We start from the raw sequence: 22998 nt of genomic DNA on the forward strand, positions 1-22998 counted from the left end.
TGGTCGTCCTCGGGCGACGACCATAGCCGGCTCCGCCCCGGGCGTCGATCGGGGCCGAGGCGCGAGGCGGCGGACGCCGCCATGCTATGTTTCATGAATGAGCATGCTTATCCGGATCTGTCGCCGTGCCGTCGCCTCGCTCTTCCTCACCGCGCGCACCGGCGCGGCCCTCACCGCGGCTCTGGCGCTCGGCGCGAGCGCCTGTGCCACGGTGGCCGGCGAGCATGAGGTAGAGACAAAATTCCTCGTCAAGCCGACCTCGCTGTCGACCTTCTCCGGATGGAGCGAGGTCTCCGTCTCGCAGGACCCGAATTCCGTCGACGGCGCTGAGCTCAGGTTCATCCGGCTCGAAGCGCGCGACAACAACGTGCCGGACCTGACGTTCATCAAGAGCATCACGGCCGAGGCCGTCGTCGACGGCGTCGCGACCGTGGTCGCCAAGAAGGCGCCGATGCCTGCCGGCGAGCGCATCGTCCCGCTGGATCGCGCCTATCACGGCGACATCCGGAAATTCTTCTATGACGACGCCGAGAATGACGGTTACACGGTGCACGTCGACTGGCACGGCGAGGTCGATCTGACGAAGACAATCCCGCCGGAGGGCGTGTGGATGAGGGTCATCGTCGCCATCCGCGTCGAGTGATCGCGCCGAGGCGCGGCTGCCTTCCCTGGGCCCTCAGCGGGGCACGGCCATGCGCGCGCAGCCGACGAGCTCCTTGAAGAGCGGCGAGGTGACGTACCGCTCCCCGCCGTCGGGCAGGATCACCACGATCTTCTTGCCCTGCATCTCGTCGCGCGCCGCGATCGACAGCGCCGCTGCCATCGCCGCGCCGCCGGAGATGCCGACGAGGATCCCCTCGGTCTTGGCGAGCCGGCGCGCGGCCTCGAAGGACTCGTCCTCGGACACGGGCACCACCTCGTCGATGAGCTCGCGCCGGAGGATCTTCGGGACGAAGCCCGCGCCGATGCCCTGGATGAGGTGCGCCCCCGCGCGGCCGCCGCTCAGCACGGCGGCGTTCTTCGGCTCAACCGCGATCATCTTCACGCCCGGCTTCTTCTGCTTGAGCACCTCGCCCACGCCGGTGATCGTCCCGCCGGTGCCCACGCCGGCGACCACGACGTCGACCGCCCCGTCCGTGTCGTCCCAGATCTCGCGCGCGGTCGTCACCCGGTGCGCGGCGGGGTTCGCCGGGTTCTCGAACTGCTGGAGCATCACCGCGCCCGGCGTCTCCCCCACGATCTGGCGCGCCCGCGCGACGGCCTGCACCATCAGCGATCCGGGCGTCAGCAGCACCTCGACCCCGAACGCCCGGAGCAGCGCGATCCGCTCCGGGCTCATCGACTCGGGCATCGTGAGGATCAGCCGGTAGCCCTTGGCCGCGGCGATCATCGCCAGCGCGAGCCCCGTGTTGCCGCTCGTCGGCTCGACGAGGACGCTCCCGTGGGTCAGCCGGCCCTGCCGCTCGGCGTCCTCGATCATCGCGAGGCCGATGCGATCCTTGACGCTGCCGCCGGGGTTCCGGCTCTCGATCTTGCCGATCAGCTCGGCGCGCAGCCCCTTGCCCGCAGAGCTCAGGCGAACGAGGGGGGTGTGCCCGATCGTCGCCGCGATGTTGTCGAAGATTGAACTCACGTGCCCGCCTCCGTGATGGCCCCCGCCCAGGCGGAACCGCCCGCCGGGTGGCTAGATGGAGTAGTCTTGCACGAAGATCTTCGCATCACGGAGATTTACAAGCACCCTGTCGCCTTCGGACAGGGCGAGCTCGGCGACGCGGTCCTTGGTCAGCTCGACGGAGAGCGGCTGGCCATCGGAGAGGCGGAGCTCCGCCTTGACCATCCATCCGACCCGCGACAGCCGCTCGACGCGCGCCATGCTGGCGTCGTCGGCGCCGGCCGCGCGCGACGAGTCGGGCCGGGCTTGGAGCTCGATGTCGTGCGGCCGCACGAAGGCGTGCACGCTCGCGCCGTTGCCCGTCCCGGGGGGGGCGTGCACCGCGAGGGTCCCGAGCGCGGCCTGGCCGTCGCGGACCTCCCCCTTGAGCACGTTGATCGACCCGACGAAGCTCGCCACGAACTCGGTCGCCGGCCGGTCGTAGATCTCCTCGGGCGAGCCGATCTGCTCGACCCGCCCCTTGTGCAGCACGATGACCCGGTCGGCGAGGTCCATCGCCTCTTCCTGGTCGTGGGTCACGAAGACGCTCGTGATCCCTCGCTCCTTGTGGAGCCTGCGGATCCACTCACGCAGCTCGAGGCGCACCTTGGCGTCGAGCGCACCGAACGGCTCGTCGAGCAGGAGCAGCGACGAGCCTGGCGCGAGCGCGCGCGCCAGCGCGACCCGCTGCCGCTGGCCGCCGGACAGCTCGTGCGGGAACCGGCCGCCGAGCCCCTCGAGCTGCACGAGGCCGAGGAGCTCGTCGACGGTGGCCGCGATCTCCTTGCGGGGCCGCTTCCGGATCGTGAGGCCGAAGGCGATGTTGTCGCGCACGTTCATGTGCCTGAACAGGGCGTAGCTCTGGAACACGAAGCCGATGTTCCGGTCCTGCACCCGGGTGTGCGTCGCGTTCTTGCCGTTCAGGATCACCTCGCCCGAGTCGGGGCTCTCGAGCCCGGCGATGATGCGCAGGACGGTGCTCTTGCCCCCTCCGCTCGGCCCCAGCAGCGCGACCAAAGCGCCGCCCTCGATCTCGAACGAGACGTCGTCGACCACCTTGTTCGGACCGAACCGCTTCGTGAGCTGCTCGACAACAATTCCCATAAGCGACAGCTAGCCTTCTGCCCCGTCTCGCGCGCGCCTCGGACAGAAAAAACCCAGGGCGCCCGAGCGCGGCCCAGCGTCGCTCGCCGGACGGGGAGGCGCAACCAGATTCAGAAATATACATCGGAAAGGTGGGTGTATTTGCAAAAAGCGCCTCGCCTGCGCTCCGGCCCACGCTGCTGGAGCTCGCTCGGCCGCGGGCGCGCGCGTCGCGCAGCGGGGCGGCAGCCGGCCCAATGGACGGGCTGAAGTGCTAGCATCGCCGCGCCGCGACGCGGCAGGACCGGGACGGGAGGCCGCAGGGCGGCAGGACGAGGCGGCGGGCCGCGCGGCGCGGCGCGGCGGGACCAGGACGGGAGACGGATGCGTTGTCTGGTGACTGGGGTGGCCGGGTTCATCGGCGCCCACCTGGCGGAGCGGCTGGTCGAGCTCGGGCATGAGGTGCTCGGGGTGGATCGCTTCACCGACTACTACGCCCGCGAGCTCAAGGAAGGGAACCTGGCCCGGCTGCTCGGCGGGCCGCGCTTCTCTCTCTCGACGGCCGATCTCGCGACGGACGACCTGCGCCCGCTGCTCTCGGCGCGCGAGGTGGTCTTCCACCAGGCGGCGCAGGCGGGGGTGCGCCCGAGCTGGGGGCAGAGCTTCGAGGGCTACCTGCGCGACAACGTGCTCGCGACGCAGCGGCTGCTGGAGGCGGCGAGGGCGCACGGCCGGGTGCGCAAGCTCGTCTATGCCTCGTCGTCCTCCGTGTACGGCGATGCGGACGACGTCCCCATGCACGAGTCCAGCCGGACCGCCCCTCACTCGCCCTACGGGGTGACGAAGCTCGCGGCCGAGCATCTCTGCGAGCTGTACCGGCGCAACTTCGGCTTGCCGACGATCTCGCTCCGGTACTTCACGGTGTACGGCCCCGGGCAGCGGCCCGACATGGCGTTTCACCGGTTCATCGCCGCCGTGCTGAAGGGCGAGGCGGTCCGCGTGCACGGTGACGGCGAGCAGACGCGCGATTTCACGTACGTGAGCGACGTGGTGCAGGCCAACGTCGAGGCGATGGAGAGCGGGGCGGTCGGCGTGTTCAACATCGGCGGCGGCTCGCGGGTGAGCCTGAACGAGGCGCTCGGGCTGCTCGGGGAGCTCGCCGGGCCGGTGCGCGTGGAGCGGGGAGAGCCGCAGGCCGGCGACGTCCGGCACACCTGGGCCGACACGACGGCGGCGCGGTCGGCGCTCGGGTATGTGCCCCGGGTGCCCCTGCGCGAGGGGCTCGCCGCCCAGGTGGCCTGGCAGTCGCGGAGGCTCGGGCTCACCCGGTAGCGGGGCCCGGCGCCCTCATGGGCCGGAGGTTCCGATGGGGGGACGAGAGCGACGACGCGGGGGACGAAAGCGACAACGTCACGGCGCCGCTCCCACGAGCGTTGCGTTGAAGACGCAAAAAAGGAGGATCTGCTGCGCTGGGCTGCCGTCTGCGACCTTTGGATAACATCCAGACTTTAGGTCCGGTACGGATCGGGTCTATTCAGCAGATCATCGGCCTCTCCGCCGGCGCCTTCGCACGCCACATACGCAGGGTTGTGGCGAAGTTGTAAGCGCCTGACAGCCCACCGATCCGCGTCGCCGCGGCAGGTAAGGGGATAGCGCTCGATCGCGGTGCGTGTCGATCCTTTTCCGACCACGGCTCGCGCAATTTGCGTCGCGGACGCCATTGCGATCCGAGCCGTTATTTTCTCATACCGATCGTCGTGCGTCGCGCCGCGGTCGCTGTCCATTGCGTCACCCGCCTCCGAGGCGCGCCAGCACGCACGTCACGTTGTCCGGCCCGCCGTGCTCGTTCGCGAGGTCGACGAGCAGGCTGGCCGCGAGGCTCAGCTCCTGGTGCGCCTGCAGGACCCCCGCGATTTGCCCCTCCGTCACCGGCCCCCAGAGCCCATCCGAGCACAGGAGGAAGACGTCGCCCGGCTCTGTCGCTTCCACGCGCGACGCGATCGCCACGCTCTCGTCGCACCCGAGCGCCCGTGTCACGGCGCTCGCCCGATCGCTCAGCGCCTCGAGCGCTGCCAGCGCGCCGTCGCCGTCGCGGAGCAGCTCCTCGAGCAGCGAGTGGTCCCGCGTCAGCCGCTCCAGGTTTCCTCCGCGCATCCGGTACACGCGCGAGTCGCCCACGTGCGCGATGTACGCCATCCCCGGCCCGAGCAGCACGCCGGCGAAGGTCGTCGCCATGCCGCGCCGTTCGGGCTGCTGCTGACTCGCCTCGTAGATCGCCCGATTCGCGCGGCGCACGCTCAGCACGAGCCGCACCTCGTCCCGGTCGTGCGGGCTCGCCGCGCCGTACGGCCATGTGTCCTCCAGGTTTGCTTCTTCCTCGAAGCAGCTCTTGACCACCTCGATCGCCATGCGCGACGCCACCTCTCCGGCCGCGTTGCCTCCCAGGCTATCGGCCACCATGAACAGCCCGAGGCACGGCAGCGCCGCGAAGCTGTCCTCGTTGTGGCGCCGTCGCCGCCCCACGTCCGACTGCGCTGCCGCCTCGATGGCGAGCCTTGGATACACGATCGTCCTCCTCGCACGCTCGCCGCCAGGGCAAGCCGAGCCAAGGCGCGCTGGGATGCAGGGCGCCGGGTCCTTCTATCGTGGGCAGCGCGCCGCGGCGCTGCCGCGGTGGTTCAGCGCGCGCGAGCCGTCATCTCCGCGCTTGCGTGCTCTCCTGAACGGGCGCCCTCGCAGCGGCGCCCTTCGATCATTCGTGCTCGTCGTCGTGCAGCGGGAGCTTGGGTCGCGTCCCGGACGGCGGCGTGAGCTCCTCCACCGGCTCCCCTCGAGCGGCTCGCTCTGCTCTGCAGAGCGGGCAACCGTGCTCCGGGTCCCAGTCGACGTCCTCGAGCCCCAGCTTCCGCACCATCGAAAGCTCCCACATCATCATCCGGCTCACGTGGGTCACGTTGCCCGATCGATGCATGCCGTTGCCACGGAACCGCCGCTTGGCCATGTGCGCTCCTCGTGAGGTGAGGGTGCCCATTCTGCCGCCGACGAATCGGCTCACCAAGCGTTCTTTCGCCGAAACCGGCGGCCACGCACTGACTTACGTTTAGCTGCGTGAAATTGTCATGAAATGACATGTTCAATCTCATTTCTCCCAGGACTCGTCGGTCGCGAAGTTCCAGCAGATTCCGCTCGCTCCTCTCCGCGGGCGCTCATCGCCGCTGCCGAGCAACACCGACATCGCCAGCCACCCCGCGTGCAGCTCTCGCCTCACGGTCGCTTCCTCATCCGTGCAAAGTCCGCCATCCACGTGCTCGCTCCTGGCTCTCCCGCCGCGCTCGCTGTCCCGCCGCGCGCGCACACGCCCGCCGGTCGTCGCGCCGGCCGTGGCGCGCCGTGTCGTTCCTCGTCCTCGCCGCCCCACTCCACGCGGCCGCCGCGGCGGAGCTCCGCCGCAGCGCGCGCCGCTCGCCTACCTCAGAACGCCCGCACCTCGACCTTCACGCCCGCGGCGCCCTCCCCCTCCGCGTTCGCGCCCGCGCCGCCGGGGCCCGCCTCGCTCACCTCGATCGTCACCCCCTGCGTCGATGGCATCGCGCCCTTGTACGCGATCCCGATCGCGTGCCCGCCCTGGCCGCCTCCACCGGAACCGCCCGGGCCTCCCTTGCCGCCCGCTCCTCCGGCGCATGCGTCGTTCAACGCCGTCGCGCCCTCGGTCTTCGTGCCGCCGGGACCTCCGGCGCCTCCTTCGCCGCCTTCCTGCCCGGCTCCGCCCTTGCCGCCCGCTCCGCCGCGCCCCGTCTTCAGCTTCACGTCCTCGAAGCTCAGCGCCGCGTTCAGGCTAAGCAGCGCGATGCTCGACCCGCCGGCTCCGCCGCCCCGGCCACCTGCACCGCCGCAGCCGCCCGCGCCTCCCGAGCCGCCGCTCGCCCCGCCGGCCGACGCTTCGTTCGGGCACTTGTCGGCGCCTGCGCCGCCCTTCGCTCCGCCTCCTCCGCCTCCGCCTTGCGCCGTGCCGCCCTTCGCGCCGTCGCGGCCGGTGGCACCGGTGAAGCCGCTGGCGCTGATCTCTCCGAGGCCCGTCGCGCCTGCACCAGGCCCGCCCTCGGTGCCGTTCTCTCCAGCGGTCCCTTCGGTGCACACGTCTGCCCCCTCGCCTTTGCCTCCGTTCACCGATCTCTCTGGCGTGCCCGGTGAGCCTGCGCCGCCCGGGTTCTCCTGGCCGATGCCGCCAGCACCTCCGAGCGAATCGTCGCTCGGGTCGTCCGGCGTGCCGCAGTCGTTCTTGACCGATAGCCCACCCAGCGACGCAGCGGCCGAACATGCTTCGGTTCCTTCGTTCCCCGTCGCGTCCCCCATCGCCCTCGTCTCGTACGCAGCGCCTTCCGCTCCCGCAGCCGCGTCCCCCGCCTCCAGCACGCACCGCACGAGCTCCACGTTCGCCTCTTCCGCCACCGCCGCGATCGACGACACCCCCGCGAGCCGCTCGTCCTCCGCCTCGATCCCGCGCGCCTGCACGTGCACGTCCTCCACCCGCACGCTCGCCTCGGCTCCCCCGCCGCGCATCACCAGCGGCACCTCTCCCGCCCCCGCCGTCAGCGTCGTCTTCCTCTCCCCGCCGACCCAGCCCCAGCCGTTCGCGCAGTCCAGGCCTCCGTAGATCGTCACCCCCGGCGTCACCTCCACCGCCTCCTCGAACGCCTCCGCGCACGCGTACACCCGGCGCGTCCGGCTCTCCTCCGCCAGCGCAAGCGCTGCCCGCAGCGTCCGCACCGGCGCCTCCTTCGTCGCAGCGTTCCCGTCTGCGCCCGACCCCGACACGAACACCCCGCACGCGTTGTCCACCGCGCTCACGGTCTCGCTCGGGATGCACACCACGGGCGTCTCGTCCCATCGCCCGCGGTGATACTCGCACGTGAGCGTGAACTCGCAGTCGTCCGCGTCGTTGCTCCATAGAGCCTCGCAGGCACTCGCTTCGATGGCGAGCCCCAGAGCACCGAGCGCCCAAGCCCTTCTCCGCCTTCTCATCGCGCCTCTCCCTGTTCTCCTCACCACGAGCCCACCACGGCGATGCTTGCACCGCCCGCACCCAGCCCAGTCCCAGCCTCCAAAGAGACCGCGCGCGCTGGTCGCCCTCCGGGCCAGATGGCGTACGTCAACGCAGCTATCGCCAGCGCGCCCGAGGCCACGTAGGCAAGACGCGCCGCATTCGCGTGAACGTCGACACGCGCTGCTGTCCTGCGGAGCTCTCTGCATGCAAGGGCGTGATCGTCTGGGGCGTCGATGCACGCACCGCCGGCTTGCCAGAGCGCTGTTCGCTGCGCGCGCATGTCCGCGCTCGCCCCGTTCGACGCCACCGTGAACCCTGCCGCCGCCCCGAGCCCCACCACGCTCGCCGCGCCCAGCGCGATCACCGGCGCCCAGCTCCGCGGCTCCTCCGCCCTCGCCCCCGCCGCGGGCGCCTTCGGCTTCGCGTCCCCGATCAGCAGCGCGCTCGCCGCTCCTGACCGCATCGCCGCCTTCGGCTTCAACTCCGTCGTGATCTCCTCGCGCGACCCCGCCACCGCCGCCACCGGGATCACCGCCTCCTCGTACCCCGCGTGCCGCAGCACCAGCAGGTGCTGCCCTGGCTCCACGTAGAGGTCGTGCTTCGCCTCCTCCTCCGGCACGCGCTGGCCGTCGAGGAACACCGCCGCGCCCGCGACGTTCGTCACGCGCACACGCAGCGTCCCCACCTGCGCCTTCGCCTCCGCCAGCAGCGCCTCCATCCGCGCAACCTTCTCCGGCTCGATCTCAGGCCCCACCGTGCGTACCCCGAACGCCACGTGCTTCGCCGCCGACGCGGGCTTGTTCAGCAGCAGCTGCACGTGCCCGAGATTCGTCGCGATGTCGTACGACTTCATCCGCGCCCACGCCCGCAGGTACAAGAGCTCCGCTTCCTCCAGCCGGCCTGCCAACTGCGCCGTCCGGCCCTCCTCGAAGTCACGCGCCGCGCGGTCACGCTCGCTCTCCTCGCTCGACCCCGCCGCCGCCCCCTCCTCTCCGCGCGCGCTCGTCGTCGCCGCCGTGCTTCCGAGCAACAACGACATCGCCAGCCAACCCGCGTGCAGCTCTCGCCTCACCGTCGCTTCCTCGCCCTCGCAAAGTCCGTCATCCACGTGCCCGCTCCTCGCTCGGCGCGCTCGCTGTCCCGCCGCGTGCGCACACGCTCGGGTCTTGGTGCGCCCGTAACGGGAGGCAGCAACGCGTCATCACCGCGCACGTCACCCGCCCCCGAGGCGTGCCAGCACGCATGTCACGTTGTCCGGACCCCCACACTCGTTGGCGATGTCGACCTGCAGGCTCGCCGCGAGGCTCAGGTCCCGGTGCTTCCCCAGCACGCCCGCGATCCGCGCCTCGGGCACCGGGCCCCACAGCCCGTCCGAGCACACGAGGAACACGTCGCCCGGCTGCGTCGCATCCACACGCGACTCGATCTCCACGCTCTCGTCGCACCCCAGCGCCCGCGTCACCGCGTCCGCACGGCCGTTCAGCGCCTCTAGCGCTGCCAGTGCGCCGTCGCCCTCGCTCAGCAGCTCCTCCAGCAGAGTGTGGTCTCGCGTCAGCCGTTCCAGCTTGCCGCCACGCATCCGGTACACCCGCGTGTCGCCCACGTGCGCGATGTACGCCATCCCCGCCCCGAGCAGCACGCCCGCAAACGTCGTCGCCATGCCGCGCGTCTGCTCTTGCCGCTGGCTCGCGTCGTAGATCGCCCGGTTTGCCCTCCGCACGCTCAGCACCAGCCGCACCTCGTCCCGATCGCGCGCCGGCGCCGTGCCGTAAGGCCAGGTGTCCTCGAGCTCTTCGTCCTCTTCGAAGCAGCTCTTCACGACCTCGATGGCCATCCGGGACGCGACCTCTCCGGCCGCGTTGCCGCCCAGCCCGTCGGCCACCATGAACAGCCCGATGCACGGCAGCGCCGCGAAGCTGTCCTCGTTGTGGCTGCGGCGGCGGCCCACGTCCGACTGCGCTGCCGCCTCGATGGCAACCTGTGGGTACACGATCGTCCTCCTCGCGCGCTCGTCCTCAGGACGAGCCGAGCCATGGCGCGCCAACCTCCGCGGCGCGCGTTTCCCTCGATGTGATCAGGCCGCGACGCGCGCGGCCTTCGCTACGTCGCTACCTCAGCGCAGCCGCAGCGCCGCCAGCACCACGCCGCACACGAGCCCCACGACGAGGAGCACCGCGCCGACCTGCGCCAGGCGCGACTTGCTGCGCTGCTCGGCCTCCGCCGGCGCCATGCTCACCCACGCTTCGTTGTCCGCCTCCTGCTCGGCGGCTCGCTCCTCGGCCGCCCACTTCTCCACCCAGCCAGCGAACTGCACCAGGCACGCCTCCATCCGGGCGTCCTCGATCCCGTCGATCTCCATCACCCGTCGCGCACGCACCTCGGCGAGCCGCTTCTTCTCCGCCTTCGGCGTCGTCGCGCACCACACCGGATCGCTCCACGGAGCCAGAGAGACCGATGGGTCCTTCAGCGCGGCGGTGATGTCCTTCGGTGCCTTCATCGTGCTCACCCTCCACACGGCGACTGCGCCGCGAAATCCCAGCAAATACCAGCGCTCCCCGGCACGCCGGCGCTCTCCAACGGGCCGCCGGGCGCGGCTTTGCCGCCGTCGCCGGCCGTGCTGGGCGTGAATTGCACCGCTGGCGCTGCGTTCGGGGCCGCCGCATAGGCGATGCCTACGGCGTGGCCGCCTCGACCGCCAGCGCCGGGGCCTCCCGCTCCGCCTTGGCCGCCATCGCCACCACGGCAGCCCCGGGTTGACGGTGGTGTTTCCGATGCAGTTCCGCCGGCAGCGCCGATGCCGCCGTCGGCACCGTTATGTCCGGCGACTCCGGCGCCGCCCTTGCCGGCCTTGCCCACCGTCACAGTCACGTCCCTCAGCACCAGCCTCGTCCCGAGGCTGAGGATGCCGACGCTCGACCCGCCGGCCTTGCCACCGCCGCCGCCTTTGCCGCCGCAGCCGCCGGCCCCGCCTCCGCCGCCGCTCGCGCCGGGGCCCTCCACAGTGTCCTCGCCGGCCTTGCAGAAGAGCCCTGCTTTCGCTCCACCGCCACCACCGCCCCCTTGACCGCGACCGCCCGTCGTGCCGTGCGTACCGTCGCCGCCCACAACGCCGGTCAACGCGAGCGTCGTGCTGCTTCCGGCAGTGCCAGCAACGCCGGCAGCACCTGACACGCCATCCTCTCCACGCCGGCATTCACCAGCCGCATCGGTTTGGCCGACACCGCCGAGCCCCTTGTTGTTCGGGTTCTCCTCTGGCAACGGCGCGCCGTCCTCCCCGCGTTGCCCGTTGCCCTCATCCATCCCGGGGTTTCCTCCGCGCCCGCCTCGACCGCCGCGCGTCTCGCCGTCCTCGCACGTCGTCACGCCGGGTTCTCCGTCGAGGACGAGGCCGCAAGCGTTCCCCACCGCCCCCGCCGCTGCTCCCGCCTGTGGCGCCTCCGCCGGCGTCTCGCCCTTCGCGCCATCCATCCCATCGCCCGCGGTCACGTCCACCTGCACGAGTTCCGCGTCGACGTCCGCCACCGCCACGCCGATCGACGATCCGCCGGGCTCCGTCGCGCTCGCCGCGCGCACCGCGAAGCTCCGCACCTTCGCCCCGCTCGCACCCTCTGTCAGCGTGAGCGCGATCTCGTCCGCGGGCCCCTCGATCGCGCTCCGCGCGCTGGCGCTCCACGTCCACCCCGCGCCGCAGTCGAAGCCCCCGATCACCTCGACCCCCGCGCCGATCGTCACGCTCTCGGCGAACGCCTCGCCAGCGCACGCGAGCACCCGCTTGCCGTTCGCGTTCGCGATCGCCTCCTCGAGCGACGCGTACGGCCTCGCCTTCGTCCCGTCGCTGTCAGGCTCCGCGCTCGCGCTCGCGAACACCGCGCATTCATCGATCACCGCGCCGGCATCTTGCGTTGGGTCGGCGTCGCATGCTGGGTTGCCGTTACCGCCGCCACCGCCGCTACCCGCCGGCACAGCGTCGAGACACACGCCCAGCAGGCACTCCGGTGGCTGGACGAAGCATCCTGCTCCGCTCGCGCCGAGCACCACGCCGAACGTCACGATTGCCCCGCCCCTCCATCGCGCGCCTTGCATCGCAGATATCCTCGAAGAAGGCCGGATGCCCTGACTGGACTTCGGGCACGTTGCCACCGGCGTCACGCTAGCCTGTCCCGTCGACGCCATCTTCCCAGCCCCGCAATCTCTCGCGTCCATGCGCTCCATGCACCGCCTCTTTCGCCGCACTACCACGCGCTCGTCACCACGAGACCGCCCCCGTGTACCGCCAACATCGGGCTCACCTTCACGCTCCCCGCCCGCTCGGGAGGCACCTTCGCCAGCCAGGCATAGGCTGCCGTTCCCAGGCCCACCGTCCCCGCACCAATCCAGCTCCAGATCGCCGCATTCCACAGCCCGGATGCGTCGTCGTAGCGCTCCACCGCATCACGGCAGCTCGGAGTGCGCTGCCCCGCGGCGCACACATAAACGCCTCCCTCGCGCCTCAACTCGTCTCGTTGGTCACTGGCGGCGGACCACTTGCTTGCGGCCACCACCGCCAACACCGTCCCGACGCCGGCTGCAACGCCAGCCGCAACCACGCCACCCGTGATCACCGCCGTCCTCGGCCCGCCGGCCCGCTCCTCCGCCCTCGCCCCCGCCGCGGGCGCCTTCGTCTTCGCGTCCCCCATCCCCGGCGCGCTCGCCGCTCCCGGCCTCGCCGCTCCCGGCCCCGCCGCCACCGGCGCCTTCTCCGCCTTCGGCTTCAGCTCCGGCTCGATCGTCTCCGTCATCCGCGGCGCTGCAAGCACCCCCAGATGCTCGTCCTCGTACCCGGCCCGCCGGATCACCAGCAGGTGCGGCCCTGGCTCCAGGTAGAGCTCGTGCTTCACCTCCTCCGCCGGCACGCGCTCGAGGTCCACGAACACCTCCGCGTCCGTCACGTTCTTCACCCGCACCCGCACCGTCCCCACCTGCGCCTTCGCCTCGTCCAGGAAGTGCCGCATCCGCGCGATCTGCTCCGCCTTCGCCGACGGCGGCGCCGTCCTCAGCGCGAACGACAGGAACGTCGCCGCCGAACGCGGCTTCTTCAGCTGGAGCTGCACCTCTCCGAGGTTCGCCGCGATGTCGAACGACCTCACCAGCGCCCACGCCTTCAGGTACGAAAGCTCCGCGTCCGACCACCGCTTCTGCTTGAACGCATCGTTCCCCTCCCGGTAGAGCTGCGCCGCGCGGGCGTTGTCGCCGCGCGCCTCGTCCTCCCCGGCTGCTGCCGCCGCGCTCGGCGGCGAGGCCTGCGCGAGGGCCGCAGCCGGCGCGAAGGCGCACAGCGCGCAGAGCGCCGCGCCCGTCAAGTGCATCGTCAGGTTCCTCATCGCGTGTTCCATCATCGATCCATCCCGGCGGCTCAATCGAAGTTCGGCGTGTCGTATGGGCTCGGCGGCGGCGGCGCGTCCGGTCCCGCCCGCGCAGGCGCCGCGCCCGCCGGCCGCTTCGGCGCGTCCCGCGCAGGCGCCGCCGAACCGCTCGCCCCCGGCGACGCGCGCTGCGAGGCGGCCGGCGCCCCCCGCCTGCTCTGCTGCGCGGTCATCGCCGCCGCCTCCACGCGCGGCATCGGCCGCGCGGAGACGGCAGCTCCTGTGGGCGCCACGCTCGCAACCGGCGACGCCACCGCGCTCCCGACCGGCGCCGCCTCGCTCGCAACTGGCGCCGCCGCGCTCGCGACCGGCCCCACCGCGCTCGCGACCGGCACCCCTGCGCTCGCCACAGCCATCCCCTCCGCCTGCCGGACCGCTGCCGTTGCGGCCTGCGCCGCACCGCCTGCGCCACGGGCCACCTCGCCCGCGCCGTCGCGTGCTCCCCTCCCGGATCGCACCACCGCCACCGCGATGGCCAGCAGCACGCCCATCACCAGCACCGCCGCCGCGCGCCGCCCGCCCGCCCGGCGCGCCGCGCGCCGCGCCGCCGCGATCTCCGCGAGCCGCGGTGCCCCGCCCGCTGCTCCCGCGCTCCCCGCCGGCGCGCTCTCCGCCGCCGCGTCCCCCGTCGCCGCCTCGCTCCCAGCGGCCCCGCCGTCCTCGCCTCGCCCCCCGTGCCACTCCGCCAGGATCTCGCTGTCGATCACGATCGGCTGCCGCTTCGTCACCGGCAGCCCCTCCGGCATCGACACGCCCGGCGCCCCCACGTCCGCGAGCGGCGCGCGCTGCGCCGGGTTGCGCGCCCCGCCGCCCCGCCTCGCGCCCTCCCGCGGCGCCGGCACCCGCCGCGGATCCTCGATCTGGATCCGCTCCATCTCCACCGTCGGGTGCGGCGGACGCGGCGCGACCTCGCCCACCGCGTAGGCCCTCGCCTCGTCCTCTCCCTGGCTCTGGATCGCCCGGGTTGTGTCACCGACCGGCTTGAGCGCGACAGCAAGAAGGAAGAGCAGCAGAAGGATGGATGCCCACCCCCGGTCCGTGCTCGGCCCTTCGGGCCTGCGCGCGGCCCGCCCCTCCCACGTCCCGCGCTCCGCGCGGGACGGGAGGGGTACGTCCGCCGCCGGCACCCCGGTTGTCATGGAAAGGTCCGAAGACCGCTCGGCCGTGGTCCTCCTCTCGATCCCGCCTTCGTCTCGGCCGCGAAGCTCGATGACACCGCCTCGCGTGCGGCGAGGCGCTCGACGTCCAGCGCCTCGCCCGCCGCACGCGAGCGACAGCCCCACCTGCAACACCTCATCACCGCTCACGTCAACCGCCTCCGAGACGTGCCAGCACGCACGTCACGTTGTCCGGCCCGCCGTGCTCGTTCGCGATGTCCACCAGCAGGCTCGCCGCGAGGCTCAGGTCACGGTGCCTCCCGAGCACGCCCTCGATCCGCCCTTCGGGCACCGGGCCCCACAGCCCGTCCGAGCACACGAGGAAGATGTCTCCCGGCGCGGTCGCCTCCACGCGTGACTCGATCGCCACGCTCTTGTCGCACCCGAGCGCCCGCGTCACGGCGTTAGCCCGGTCGTTCAGCGCTTCGAGCGCTGCCAGCGCGCCATCGCCGTCGCGGAGCAGCTCCTCCAGCAGCGTGTGATCCTGTGTCAGCCGGTCCAGCTTGCCGCCACGCATCCGGTAGACCCGCGTATCCCCCACGTGCGCGATGTACGCCATGCCTGGCCCGAGCAGCACGCCCGCAAACGTCGTCGCCATGCCGCGCGTCTGCTCGTGGCGCTGGCTCGCGTCGTAGATCGCCTGGTTGGCACGCCGCACGCTCAGCACCAGCCGCACCTCATCTCGGTCGTGCGCGCTCCCCGTGCCGTAGGGCCACGTCTCCTCGAGGTCTTCTTCCCCCTCGAAGCAGCTCTTGACGACCTCGATGGCCATCCGGGACGCGACCTCGCCGGCCGCGTGGCCGCCAAGCCCGTCGGCTACCATGAACAGCCCGAGGCACGGCAGCGCCGCGAAGCTGTCCTCGTTGTGGCTCCTGCGGCGGCCCACGTCCGACTGCGCTGCCGCCTCGATGGCGAGCTGTGGATACACGATCGTCCTCCTCGCGCGCTCGTCGCCGAGACGAGCCGAGCCAAGGCGCGCCGCGTATCGCGGCGCGCTCAATCCTTCTCACGACCACCTCAGCGCACGAGGCGGTGCTCCTTGCTCAGCGCTTCAGCGCGCGTGGGCCACGTCGGCGCACGCGCGTCCCTGTCAGGCGCCTGGCTGAAAAGGGGTCCGCTTCTCCTGGGCTGCTGCCAATGGCCATTGGATAGATATCCAGACTATAGGCCTGACGAAGCAGTGGAGGATTTCAGCAGACCATCGGCCCACCCGCCCGGCACTCACGCTTTCCCAGCAGTGTTGTTAGCCCCGAGCAGCCCACCGACCCGCGTTGCGGCGGCGCGACAGAAGGTACTGCCTGGGCCCTCTCTACGTCCAGCCTCCTGAAGCGATGTTGCCCTTGATTTCTCGGGGAAATCTCATTCCCTCCAGAGCGATTCAATTCTCACACGATTCACCTGATCCGAAATTCCAGCACATGCCGGCGCTCCCCGGCGCGCCGGCGCTCTCCGTCGGACCGCCGGGCGCGGCGCTGCCGCCGTCGCCGGCCGTGCCGAGGGTGACCTGCACCGCCGGCGCTGCGTTCGGGGCCGCCGCATAGGCGATGCCTACGGCGTGGCCGCCTCGACCGCCAGCGCCGGGGCCTCCCGCTCCGCCTTGGCCGCCATCGCCACCACGGCAGCCCCGGGTTGACGGTGGTGTTTCCGATGCAGTTCCGCCGGCAGCGCCGATGCCGCCGTCGGCACCGTTATGTCCGGCGACTCCGGCGCCGCCCTTGCCGGCCTTGCCCACCGTCACAGTCACGTCCCTCAGCACCAGCCTCGTCCCGAGGCTGAGGATGCCGACGCTCGACCCGCCGGCCTTGCCCCCGCCGCCGCCTTTGCCGCCGCAGCCGCCGGCACCGCCTCCGCCGCCGCTGGCGCCGGGGCCCTCCACGGTGTCCGCGCCGGCCGGGCAGAACAGCCCGGCCTTCGCTCCACCGCCACCACCGCCCCCTTGACCACGCTTGCCCGATGTGCCGGTGGCGCCGTCGCCGCCCGCGATACCGCTCAACGTCAGCGTCGTGCTGCTGCCCGCGGCGCCAGCGACGCCGCGAGCTCCGCTCTTGCCGATTGTGCCGGGCTTGCAGTCGCCGTCTGGATCCGTCTGTCCCGCGCCGCCAAGCCCGGACGCGTCTGGATTCGGCTCGGGCAACGGCGCGCCATCCGCACCGTTCTGCCCGTTGCCGTCATCCGTCCCCGGGCTTCCTCCGGGGCCGCCTCGACCGCCGCTCGTCTCGCCGTCCTCGCACGTCGTCACGCCGGGCTCGCCGCCTCGCACGGCGGCGGGTAGCGCGCACGCGTTCGACGCGCTCATCGTCTCCGCGCTCGCGCCCGCCTGTGGCGCCTCCGCAGGCGTCTCGCCCTTCGCGCCATCCATCCCGTCGCCCGCGGTCACGTCCACCTGCGCGAGCTCCGCCTCGATGTCCGCCATCGCCACGCCGATCGACGATCCGCCTGCCACCGTCGCGTTCGCCGCGCGCACCGCGAAGCTCCGCACCTTCGCCCCGCCGGCGTCCTCCGTCAGCGTCAGCGCGATCCGATCCGCGGGCGCCTCGATCGCGCTCCGCGCCTCGTCGCTCCACGTCCACCCTGCGCCGCAGTCGAAGCCCCCGATCACCTCGACCCCCGCGCCGATCGTCACGCTCTCCGCGAACGCTCCGCTCGCGCACGCGAGCACCCGTTTGCCGTTCGCGTTCGCGATCGCCTCCTCGAGCGACGCGTACGGCCTCGCCTTCGTCCCGTCGCCGTCAGGCTCCGCGCTCGCGCTCGCGAACACCGCGCACTCGTCCGTCACCGCGCCGGCGTCCTGCGTCGGATCGGTGTCGCACCCGGGCCTGATATCACCACCGCCGCCTCCAGCGCCGTTGAGCACGCAGTGGGTGAGCATGTGCTCGCAATCGTCAAGCAGAGGGAAGGGCAAGCAGCCCGCAACGGCTGCGCTCGCGATGAGCAACCCCACGATGAGCACCGATGCACGACGAGCAGTTCGACGCATGATTCTGTCTCCTCGATCCACGGCGTCCGCTCAGAGCACACCGGCCACCGAAATCCCGACGCTGTCAGCTCCTACCAACGGCGTTACCAGCACGCGCCCGTGTGGCCTCGATGGCTTCGTCGAAAACCCGTAGATCAGCGTCCCAACGCTGGCCGCCCCGGCGCCCACGAAGCTCCAGAATGCTGCGTTGGTCCAGCGTTGATGCACCTCGAATGCGTCCCTCAAGCCGGCGCACGCTGCGCTCGGTGCGTCCGCACGCGAGCATGCGCCAGCACCGTGGTTGCGGACCACAGAGTCGCGTCGTTCCTCGGCATCGCTGCCCTTCGTCACCGCCAGCACCGTGAACACCACGCCCGCGACCGCCGCCGCCCCCGCCGTCGCCGCGCCGCCGGTCAGCACCGCTTTTCTCGGCCCGCTGGCATGTGCCTCCGCGCTGCCGGCCGGCGGCGCCACGATGGGTGCCTTCGACAGCTTCGCCGGCTCCGCCTCGCTCGCCACCGGCGCCTCCTCCGCCTTCGGCTTCAGCTCCGGCGTGACCGTCTCGGTGCTTGCTGGCGCCGCGAGCACCCGCACATGCTCGTCCTCGTACCCCGCGTGCCGGATCACCAGCAGGTGCGGCCCTGGCTCCAGGTAGATCTCGTGCTTCACCTCCTCCGCCGGCACGCGCTCGCCGTCCACGAACACCTCCGCGTCCGCCACGTTCTTCACACGCACCCGCACCGTCCCCACCTGCGCCTTCGCCGCATCAAGCAGCGCCAGCATCCGCCCCAGCCGCTCCGGCTCGATCTCTGGACCCACGGCGCGCACCCCGTACGCCAGGTATTTCGCCGCTGACGCGGCCTTGTTCAGCCTCAGCTGCACCTGCCCGAGGTTCACCGCGATATCGAACGACTTCAGCCGCGACCACGCTCGCAGGTACGAGAGCTCCGCCTCCTCCAACCGACCCTCCACGTGCGCCTTCCGCCCTTCCTCGAAGTCACGCACTGCGCTGTCACGCTCATCCTCTGCACTCGCCCTCGGTAGCGGTCGTTCCTCTCCGCGGACGCTGCTCGTCGCCGCCGTGCTCCCGAGCAGCACCGACATCGCAAGCCACCCCGCATGCAGCTCTCGCCTCACCGTCGCTCCCTCGTCCGCGCAAGATCCACCGTCCACCTGCTCGCTCCTCGCCCCTCGTCGCGCTCGGCCTCGCGCCGCGCGCACACGTCCGCCGTCCGTCGCGCCAGCTCCAGCGCGACGTCTCGTCCCTCATCCTCGTCGCCTCGCTCGGCGCGGCGGCGGCGTCCTCTTCGCCGCGGCCACCGCACCGAGCTGCGTCACCTCAGAACGCCCCCACCTCGACCTTCACGCCCGCGGCGCCCTCCCCCTCCGCGTCCGCGCCCGCGCCGCCGGGGCCCGCCTCGCCCACCTCGATCGTCGCTCCCTGCGTCGATGGCGTCGCGCCCTTGTACGCGATCCCGAGCGCATGCCCGCCTCGCCCGCCTCCTCCTTGACCACCGACGCCCCCCTTGCCACCAGCACCGCCGGCACACGCGTCATGCAGCACGGTCGCACTTTCAAGCTTCTTTCCGCCGGGACCCCCAGCGCCTCCAGCACCTCCAGCCTGGCCAGCCCCGCCCTTGCCGCCCGCTCCGCCGCGCCCCGTCTTCAACGTCACGTCCTCGAAGCTCAGCGCCGCGTTCAGGCTGATCAGCGCGATGCTCGACCCGCCCGCGCTGCCGCCTCGCCCACCGACTCCACCGCAACCGCCCGCGCCTCCAGAGCCGCCGCTCGCGCCGCCGGCCGACTCGGCCAACATGCACTTGCCTTCGCCCGCGCCGCCCTTCGCTCCTCCGCCTCCGCCTCCGCCCTGCGCGGTGCCGCCTTTCGTGCCGTTGCTGCCGGTCGCGCCGGTGAAGCCGCTGGCGCTGATGTCACCCAGCCCCGTCGCGCCCGTGCCGGAGACGCCGAAATCGCCAGCCGCACCTTCGGTCCCGTCGGAGCACACCTGCGCGCCTTCGCCTCTGCCGCCGTTCAGCGTTGCACCCGGCGAGCCCTCGGTCCCGGCCCCGCCGCTGTTCGCTTCGCCGTTTCCGCCTGAGCCTCCGAGCGAATCGTCGCTCTCATCCTCCGGCGTGCCGCAATCGTTCGTGACCGACGCCCCACCGAACGTTCGCTCGCCCGAGCACGCCTCGCCTCCGCTGTTGCCCTCGGCTCCACCCAGCGCGCTCGTCTCGTACGCAGCTCCCTCGGCTCCCACAGCCGCATCCCCCGCCTCCAGCACGCACCGCGCGAGCTCCACGTTCGCCTCTTCCGCCACCGCCGCGATCGACGACATGCCGGCGAGCGACACGTCCTCCCGCTCGATCCCCCGCGCCTGCACGTGCACGTCCTCAAGGCGCACCTTCGCCTCGGCTCCCCCGCCGCGCATCACCAGCGGCACCTCTCCCGCCACCGCCGTCACCACCGTCTTGCGCTGCTCGCCGACCCACCCCCAGCCGTTCGCGCAGTCCAGCCCCCCGTAGATCGTCACGCTCCCCGCGACCTCCACAGCCTCCTCGAACGTCTCCGCGCACGCGTACACGCGTCGGGTTCCCGTCGCTTCCGCCTGCGCCAGCGCCAGCGCTGCCCGCAGCGTCTTCACCGGCGCTTCCTTCGTCGCGGCGTTCCCGTCGCTCCCCGACGCAGACACGAACACCCCGCACGTATCGCTCACGGCCGACGTCGATTCGCTCGGAACGCACGCGACGGGCGTGCCGCCGCCGCTTCCAGTCAGAAGAAAGTAATCACAGGTCAGCATCCGCGTGCAGTCGTCTGTCACGTCGACCCGCAGGGAATCGCACCCCGTGGTCATGACAACGGTCGCTGCGCTTGCCCAAATCCACTGTCTCGCTTGGATTCCCATCGCTCTTCTCTCGCGAACCCGTTACCAAGCGCCAAAGAGCGCAAGCCCTGCGCCGTGAGCACTCACTTGAGGCGACACGCGCACCCCCGTTCCCATTGGCCGTCGTGGCCGGGGCCAGAGCGCATACGTCGTCGCAGCGATCGCGAGCGCACCTGATGCGGCGTAAGCTGCCCACGCCACTCTCCCGAATGTCTCTTCACGCGACCCCGCTTCGTAAAGCCCAGAACACTCGGTGGCGAACGTGCTCGGCGGCTCGTTGCACTGACCGCCGGCCGTCAAGATGGCGTGCCCCTGAGCATCGACGTCGGCGCTTGCGTTCCTCGACGCCACCGTGAACCCCACGCCCACCCCGAGCCCGACGACGCTCACCGCCCCCAGCGCGATCACCGGCATCCAGCTCCGCTCCTCCACCCGCGCCCCCGCCGCGGGCGCCTTCGTCTTCGCGCCCCCCATCCCCGGCGCGCTCGCTGCTCCCGATGCCGCCGCTCCCGGCCCCGTCACCTCCGCCGCCTTCGGCTTCAGCTCCGTCGTGATCTCCTCGCGCGACCCCGCCACCGCCGCCACCGGGATCACCGCCTCCTCGTACCCCGCGTGCCGCAGCACCAGCACATGCGGCCCGGGCGCCACGTAGATCTCGTGCTTCGCCTCCTCCTCCGGCACGCGCTGGCCGTCGAGGAACACCGCCGCGCCCGCGACGTTCGTCACGCGCACACGCAACGTCCCCACCTGCGCCTTCGCCTCCGCCAGCAGCGCCTCCATCCGCGCAACCCGCTCCGGCTCGACCTCAGGCCCCACCGTGCGTACCCCGTACGCCACGTGCTTCGCCGCCGACGCGGGCTTCTGCAGCAGCAGCTGCACCTGCCCGAGGTTCGTCGCGATGTCGTACGACTTCATCCTCCTCCACGCCCGCAGGTACAAGAGCTCCGCTTCCTCCAGACGGCCTGCCAGCTGCGCCGTCCGGCCCTCCTCGAAGTCACGCACCGCGCGGTCACGCTCGCTCTCCTCGTTCGACCCCGCCGCCGCCCGCTCCTCTCCGCGCGCGCTCGTCGTCGCCGCCGTGCTTCCGAGCAACAACGACATCGCCAGCCAACCCGCGTGCACCTCTCGCCTCACCGTCGCTTCCTCACCCTCGCAACGTCCGTCATCCACGTGCCCGCTCCTCGCTCGGCGCGCTCGCTGTCCCGCCGCGCGCGCACACCTCCGCCGTGCGTCGCGCCGGCCGTGGCGCGCCGTGTCGTTCCTCGTCCTCGCCGCCCCGCTCCACGCGGCCGCCGCGGCGGAGCTCCGCCGCAGCGCGCGCCGCTCGCCTACCTCAGAACGCCCGCACCTCGACCTTCACGCCCGCGGCGCCCTCCCCCTCCGCGTTCGCGCCCGCGCCGCCGGGGCCCGCCTCGCCCGGCTCGATCGTCGCCCCCTGCGTCGACGGCATCGCGCCCTTGTACGCGATCCCGATCGCGTGCCCGCCCTGGCCGCCTCCCCCGAGGCCGCCCGGGCCGCCCTTGCCGCCCGCTCCTCCGGCGCACGCGTCGTTCAGCGCGGTCGCGCCCTCGGGCTTCGTGCCGCCGGGACCTCCGGCGCCTCCCTCGCCGCCTTCCTGGCCCCCGCCGCCTCGGCCTCCAGCTCCGCCGCGCCCCGTCTTCAGCGTCACCTGCTCGAACCCCACCGTCGCGTTCAGGCTGATCAGCGCGATGCTCGCTCCGCCCGCGCTGCCGCCTCGGCCGCCCGCTCCGCCGCAGCCGCCGGCGCCCCCCGAGCCGCCGCTCGCGCCGCCGGCCGATGCTTCGTTCGGGCACTTGTCTGCGCCCGCGCCACCCTTCGCTCCGCCGCCTCCTCCGCCGCCTTGCGCTGTGCCGCCCTTCGCGCCGTCGCTGCCGGCGACGCCGGTGAAGCCGCGGGAGCTGATCTCGCCGAGACCGGTCGCGCCCGCACCAGGCCCGCCCTCGGTGCCAATGTCTCCTGCGGTCCCTTCAGTGCACACGTCTACACCTTCGCCTTTGCCTCCGTTTATCGCAGCGACAGGGCTGCCATCATCACCGCTGCCGCCGGTGTCCGGGCGGCCATTGCCGCCGTAGCCGCCGAACGAATCGTCGCTCGCGTCCTCCGGCGTGCCGCAGTCGTTCTTCGCGCTCCCGCTCGTCACCACGATCGCCGCCGAGCACGCCTGCTCTCCGGGCTTCCCGTCCTCGCTCCGCATCGCCCCCACCCCGTACGCCGCTCCCGCTTCCCCGGCCGCCGCGTCGCCCGCCTCCAGCACGCACCGCACAAGCTCCACGCTCGCCTCTTCCGCAAGCGCCGCGATCGACGACACCCCCGCGAACGCCACCTGCTCGTCCGGTCCGACACCGCGCGCCTTCACGTGCACGTCCTCGATCCGCACGTCCCCCTCGCCTCCGCCTCCGCGGACCACCAGCGGGATCTCTCCAACCCCCGCCGTCAGCACCGTCTTCTTCTGCTCCCCGGCCCGGACCCACCCGCTCGCGCAGTCCAGGCCCCCGTAGATCGTCACCCCCTGCGTCACCTCCACCGCTTCCTCGAACATCTCCGCGCACGCGTACACACGCCGCTTCCCGCGCTGCTCCGCAAGCGCCAGCGCCGCACCCAGCGTCTTCACAGGCGCATCCTTCGTCGCGGCGTGCTTGTCGTTCCCGGACGTCGATACGAACACCCCGCACGTGTCGTCCACCGCGCCCGCGCTCTCGCTCGGCATGCACCCGGCAGGAGTGCTTCCGCCAGCTCCTACCGACGGTAAGTCCTCACACGTCAACGCGCGCCGACAATTCCCGGCCTCGTTGCTCCAAAGGAC

19 protein-coding genes are annotated in these 22998 nt (G+C 72.1%); 2 read left to right on the plus strand and 17 right to left on the minus strand.

Annotated features, from left to right (window positions below):
* Positions 1 to 97 precede the first annotated feature (97 nt).
* Positions 98 to 643: a hypothetical protein gene (locus WMF28_RS36615; RefSeq protein WP_437598171.1), complete on the plus strand. Its 546-nt coding sequence runs from the start codon at positions 98 to 100 to the stop codon at positions 641 to 643.
* 33 nt (positions 644 to 676) lie between these two features.
* Here WMF28_RS36615 and cysK read toward each other — a convergent pair whose 3' ends face one another.
* Positions 677 to 1633 (minus strand): cysteine synthase A, encoded by a 957-nt coding sequence (cysK, locus tag WMF28_RS36620; RefSeq protein WP_437598173.1) that lies wholly within the window; start codon positions 1631 to 1633, stop codon positions 677 to 679.
* A 51-nt stretch (positions 1634 to 1684) separates the two neighbouring features.
* Positions 1685 to 2755, minus strand: coding sequence for a sulfate/molybdate ABC transporter ATP-binding protein (locus tag WMF28_RS36625; protein ID WP_437598174.1), 1071 nt, complete (start codon positions 2753 to 2755; stop codon positions 1685 to 1687).
* Positions 2756 to 3118: 363 nt separating this feature from the next.
* Between WMF28_RS36625 and WMF28_RS36630 the strand changes: the two genes are divergently transcribed.
* On the plus strand, positions 3119 to 4066 hold the full coding sequence (locus WMF28_RS36630) for an NAD-dependent epimerase/dehydratase family protein (protein WP_437598175.1): 948 nt from the start codon (positions 3119 to 3121) through the stop codon (positions 4064 to 4066).
* 456 nt (positions 4067 to 4522) lie between these two features.
* Here the strand turns inward: WMF28_RS36630 and WMF28_RS36635 are convergent, their stop codons facing one another.
* The 15 genes from WMF28_RS36635 to WMF28_RS36705 form a co-directional block, all read right to left on the minus strand.
* The gene (locus WMF28_RS36635) at positions 4523 to 5299 is read right to left on the minus strand and encodes a PP2C family protein-serine/threonine phosphatase (protein ID WP_437598176.1); all 777 of its coding nucleotides are present in this window, start codon (positions 5297 to 5299) and stop codon (positions 4523 to 4525) included.
* A gap of 187 nt (positions 5300 to 5486) precedes the next feature.
* The gene (locus WMF28_RS36640; protein WP_437598177.1) at positions 5487 to 5735 is read right to left on the minus strand and encodes a hypothetical protein; all 249 of its coding nucleotides are present in this window, start codon (positions 5733 to 5735) and stop codon (positions 5487 to 5489) included.
* A 470-nt stretch (positions 5736 to 6205) separates the two neighbouring features.
* Complete coding sequence (locus WMF28_RS36645) at positions 6206 to 7756, minus strand: PGRS family protein (protein ID WP_437598178.1); 1551 nt, start codon at positions 7754 to 7756, stop codon at positions 6206 to 6208.
* A 20-nt stretch (positions 7757 to 7776) separates the two neighbouring features.
* Positions 7777 to 8886, minus strand: a complete 1110-nt coding sequence (locus tag WMF28_RS36650; RefSeq protein WP_437598179.1) for a hypothetical protein — start codon at positions 8884 to 8886, stop codon at positions 7777 to 7779.
* A 105-nt stretch (positions 8887 to 8991) separates the two neighbouring features.
* The gene (locus WMF28_RS36655; protein WP_437598180.1) at positions 8992 to 9768 is read right to left on the minus strand and encodes a PP2C family protein-serine/threonine phosphatase; all 777 of its coding nucleotides are present in this window, start codon (positions 9766 to 9768) and stop codon (positions 8992 to 8994) included.
* A gap of 123 nt (positions 9769 to 9891) precedes the next feature.
* Positions 9892 to 10275 carry a hypothetical protein gene (locus WMF28_RS36660; RefSeq protein WP_437598181.1) on the minus strand — a complete coding sequence of 128 codons (384 nt, stop codon included), beginning with the start codon at positions 10273 to 10275 and terminating at the stop codon, positions 9892 to 9894.
* 5 nt (positions 10276 to 10280) lie between these two features.
* Positions 10281 to 11663, minus strand: a complete 1383-nt coding sequence (locus WMF28_RS36665) for a hypothetical protein (RefSeq protein ID WP_437598182.1) — start codon at positions 11661 to 11663, stop codon at positions 10281 to 10283.
* Between the two features lie 347 nt (positions 11664 to 12010).
* The gene (locus WMF28_RS36670; protein WP_437598183.1) at positions 12011 to 13138 is read right to left on the minus strand and encodes a hypothetical protein; all 1128 of its coding nucleotides are present in this window, start codon (positions 13136 to 13138) and stop codon (positions 12011 to 12013) included.
* Positions 13139 to 13170: 32 nt separating this feature from the next.
* Positions 13171 to 14319, minus strand: a complete 1149-nt coding sequence (locus WMF28_RS36675) for a hypothetical protein (RefSeq protein ID WP_437598184.1) — start codon at positions 14317 to 14319, stop codon at positions 13171 to 13173.
* A gap of 169 nt (positions 14320 to 14488) precedes the next feature.
* Positions 14489 to 15265 (minus strand): PP2C family protein-serine/threonine phosphatase, encoded by a 777-nt coding sequence (locus WMF28_RS36680; protein WP_437598185.1) that lies wholly within the window; start codon positions 15263 to 15265, stop codon positions 14489 to 14491.
* Between the two features lie 450 nt (positions 15266 to 15715).
* Positions 15716 to 17206, minus strand: coding sequence for a hypothetical protein (locus WMF28_RS36685; RefSeq protein ID WP_437598186.1), 1491 nt, complete (start codon positions 17204 to 17206; stop codon positions 15716 to 15718).
* Positions 17207 to 17344: 138 nt separating this feature from the next.
* The gene (locus WMF28_RS36690; protein WP_437598187.1) at positions 17345 to 18253 is read right to left on the minus strand and encodes a hypothetical protein; all 909 of its coding nucleotides are present in this window, start codon (positions 18251 to 18253) and stop codon (positions 17345 to 17347) included.
* Between the two features lie 379 nt (positions 18254 to 18632).
* Positions 18633 to 20144, minus strand: a complete 1512-nt coding sequence (locus WMF28_RS36695) for a PGRS family protein (RefSeq protein WP_437598188.1) — start codon at positions 20142 to 20144, stop codon at positions 18633 to 18635.
* A 72-nt stretch (positions 20145 to 20216) separates the two neighbouring features.
* Positions 20217 to 21344 carry a hypothetical protein gene (locus WMF28_RS36700; protein ID WP_437598189.1) on the minus strand — a complete coding sequence of 376 codons (1128 nt, stop codon included), beginning with the start codon at positions 21342 to 21344 and terminating at the stop codon, positions 20217 to 20219.
* Between the two features lie 163 nt (positions 21345 to 21507).
* Positions 21508 to 22902: a PGRS family protein gene (locus tag WMF28_RS36705; RefSeq protein WP_437598190.1), complete on the minus strand. Its 1395-nt coding sequence runs from the start codon at positions 22900 to 22902 to the stop codon at positions 21508 to 21510.
* Between the last annotated feature and the right edge of the window lie 96 nt (positions 22903 to 22998).

The sequence above is a fragment of the Sorangium sp. So ce590 genome (assembly GCF_051521365.1).
Classification (GTDB): Bacteria; Myxococcota_A; Polyangia; order Polyangiales; family Polyangiaceae; genus Sorangium.

Bases quoted from the DNA above. Each gene is read 5' to 3' on its own strand.
- WMF28_RS36670 (WP_437598183.1), bottom strand. From the start codon at position 13,138: ATGAGGAACCTGACGATGCACTTGACGGGCGCGGCGCTCTGCGCGCTG.
- WMF28_RS36640 (WP_437598177.1), bottom strand. From the start codon at position 5,735: ATGGCCAAGCGGCGGTTCCGTGGCAACGGCATGCATCGATCGGGCAAC.
- WMF28_RS36615 (WP_437598171.1), top strand. From the start codon at position 98: ATGAGCATGCTTATCCGGATCTGTCGCCGTGCCGTCGCCTCGCTCTTC.
- WMF28_RS36625 (WP_437598174.1), bottom strand. From the start codon at position 2,755: ATGGGAATTGTTGTCGAGCAGCTCACGAAGCGGTTCGGTCCGAACAAG.
- WMF28_RS36675 (WP_437598184.1), bottom strand. From the start codon at position 14,319: ATGACAACCGGGGTGCCGGCGGCGGACGTACCCCTCCCGTCCCGCGCG.
- WMF28_RS36685 (WP_437598186.1), bottom strand. From the start codon at position 17,206: ATGCTCACCCACTGCGTGCTCAACGGCGCTGGAGGCGGCGGTGGTGAT.
- WMF28_RS36660 (WP_437598181.1), bottom strand. From the start codon at position 10,275: ATGAAGGCACCGAAGGACATCACCGCCGCGCTGAAGGACCCATCGGTC.
- WMF28_RS36645 (WP_437598178.1), bottom strand. From the start codon at position 7,756: ATGAGAAGGCGGAGAAGGGCTTGGGCGCTCGGTGCTCTGGGGCTCGCC.
- WMF28_RS36705 (WP_437598190.1), bottom strand. From the start codon at position 22,902: ATGCCGAGCGAGAGCGCGGGCGCGGTGGACGACACGTGCGGGGTGTTC.
- WMF28_RS36695 (WP_437598188.1), bottom strand. From the start codon at position 20,144: ATGACCACGGGGTGCGATTCCCTGCGGGTCGACGTGACAGACGACTGC.
- WMF28_RS36630 (WP_437598175.1), top strand. From the start codon at position 3,119: ATGCGTTGTCTGGTGACTGGGGTGGCCGGGTTCATCGGCGCCCACCTG.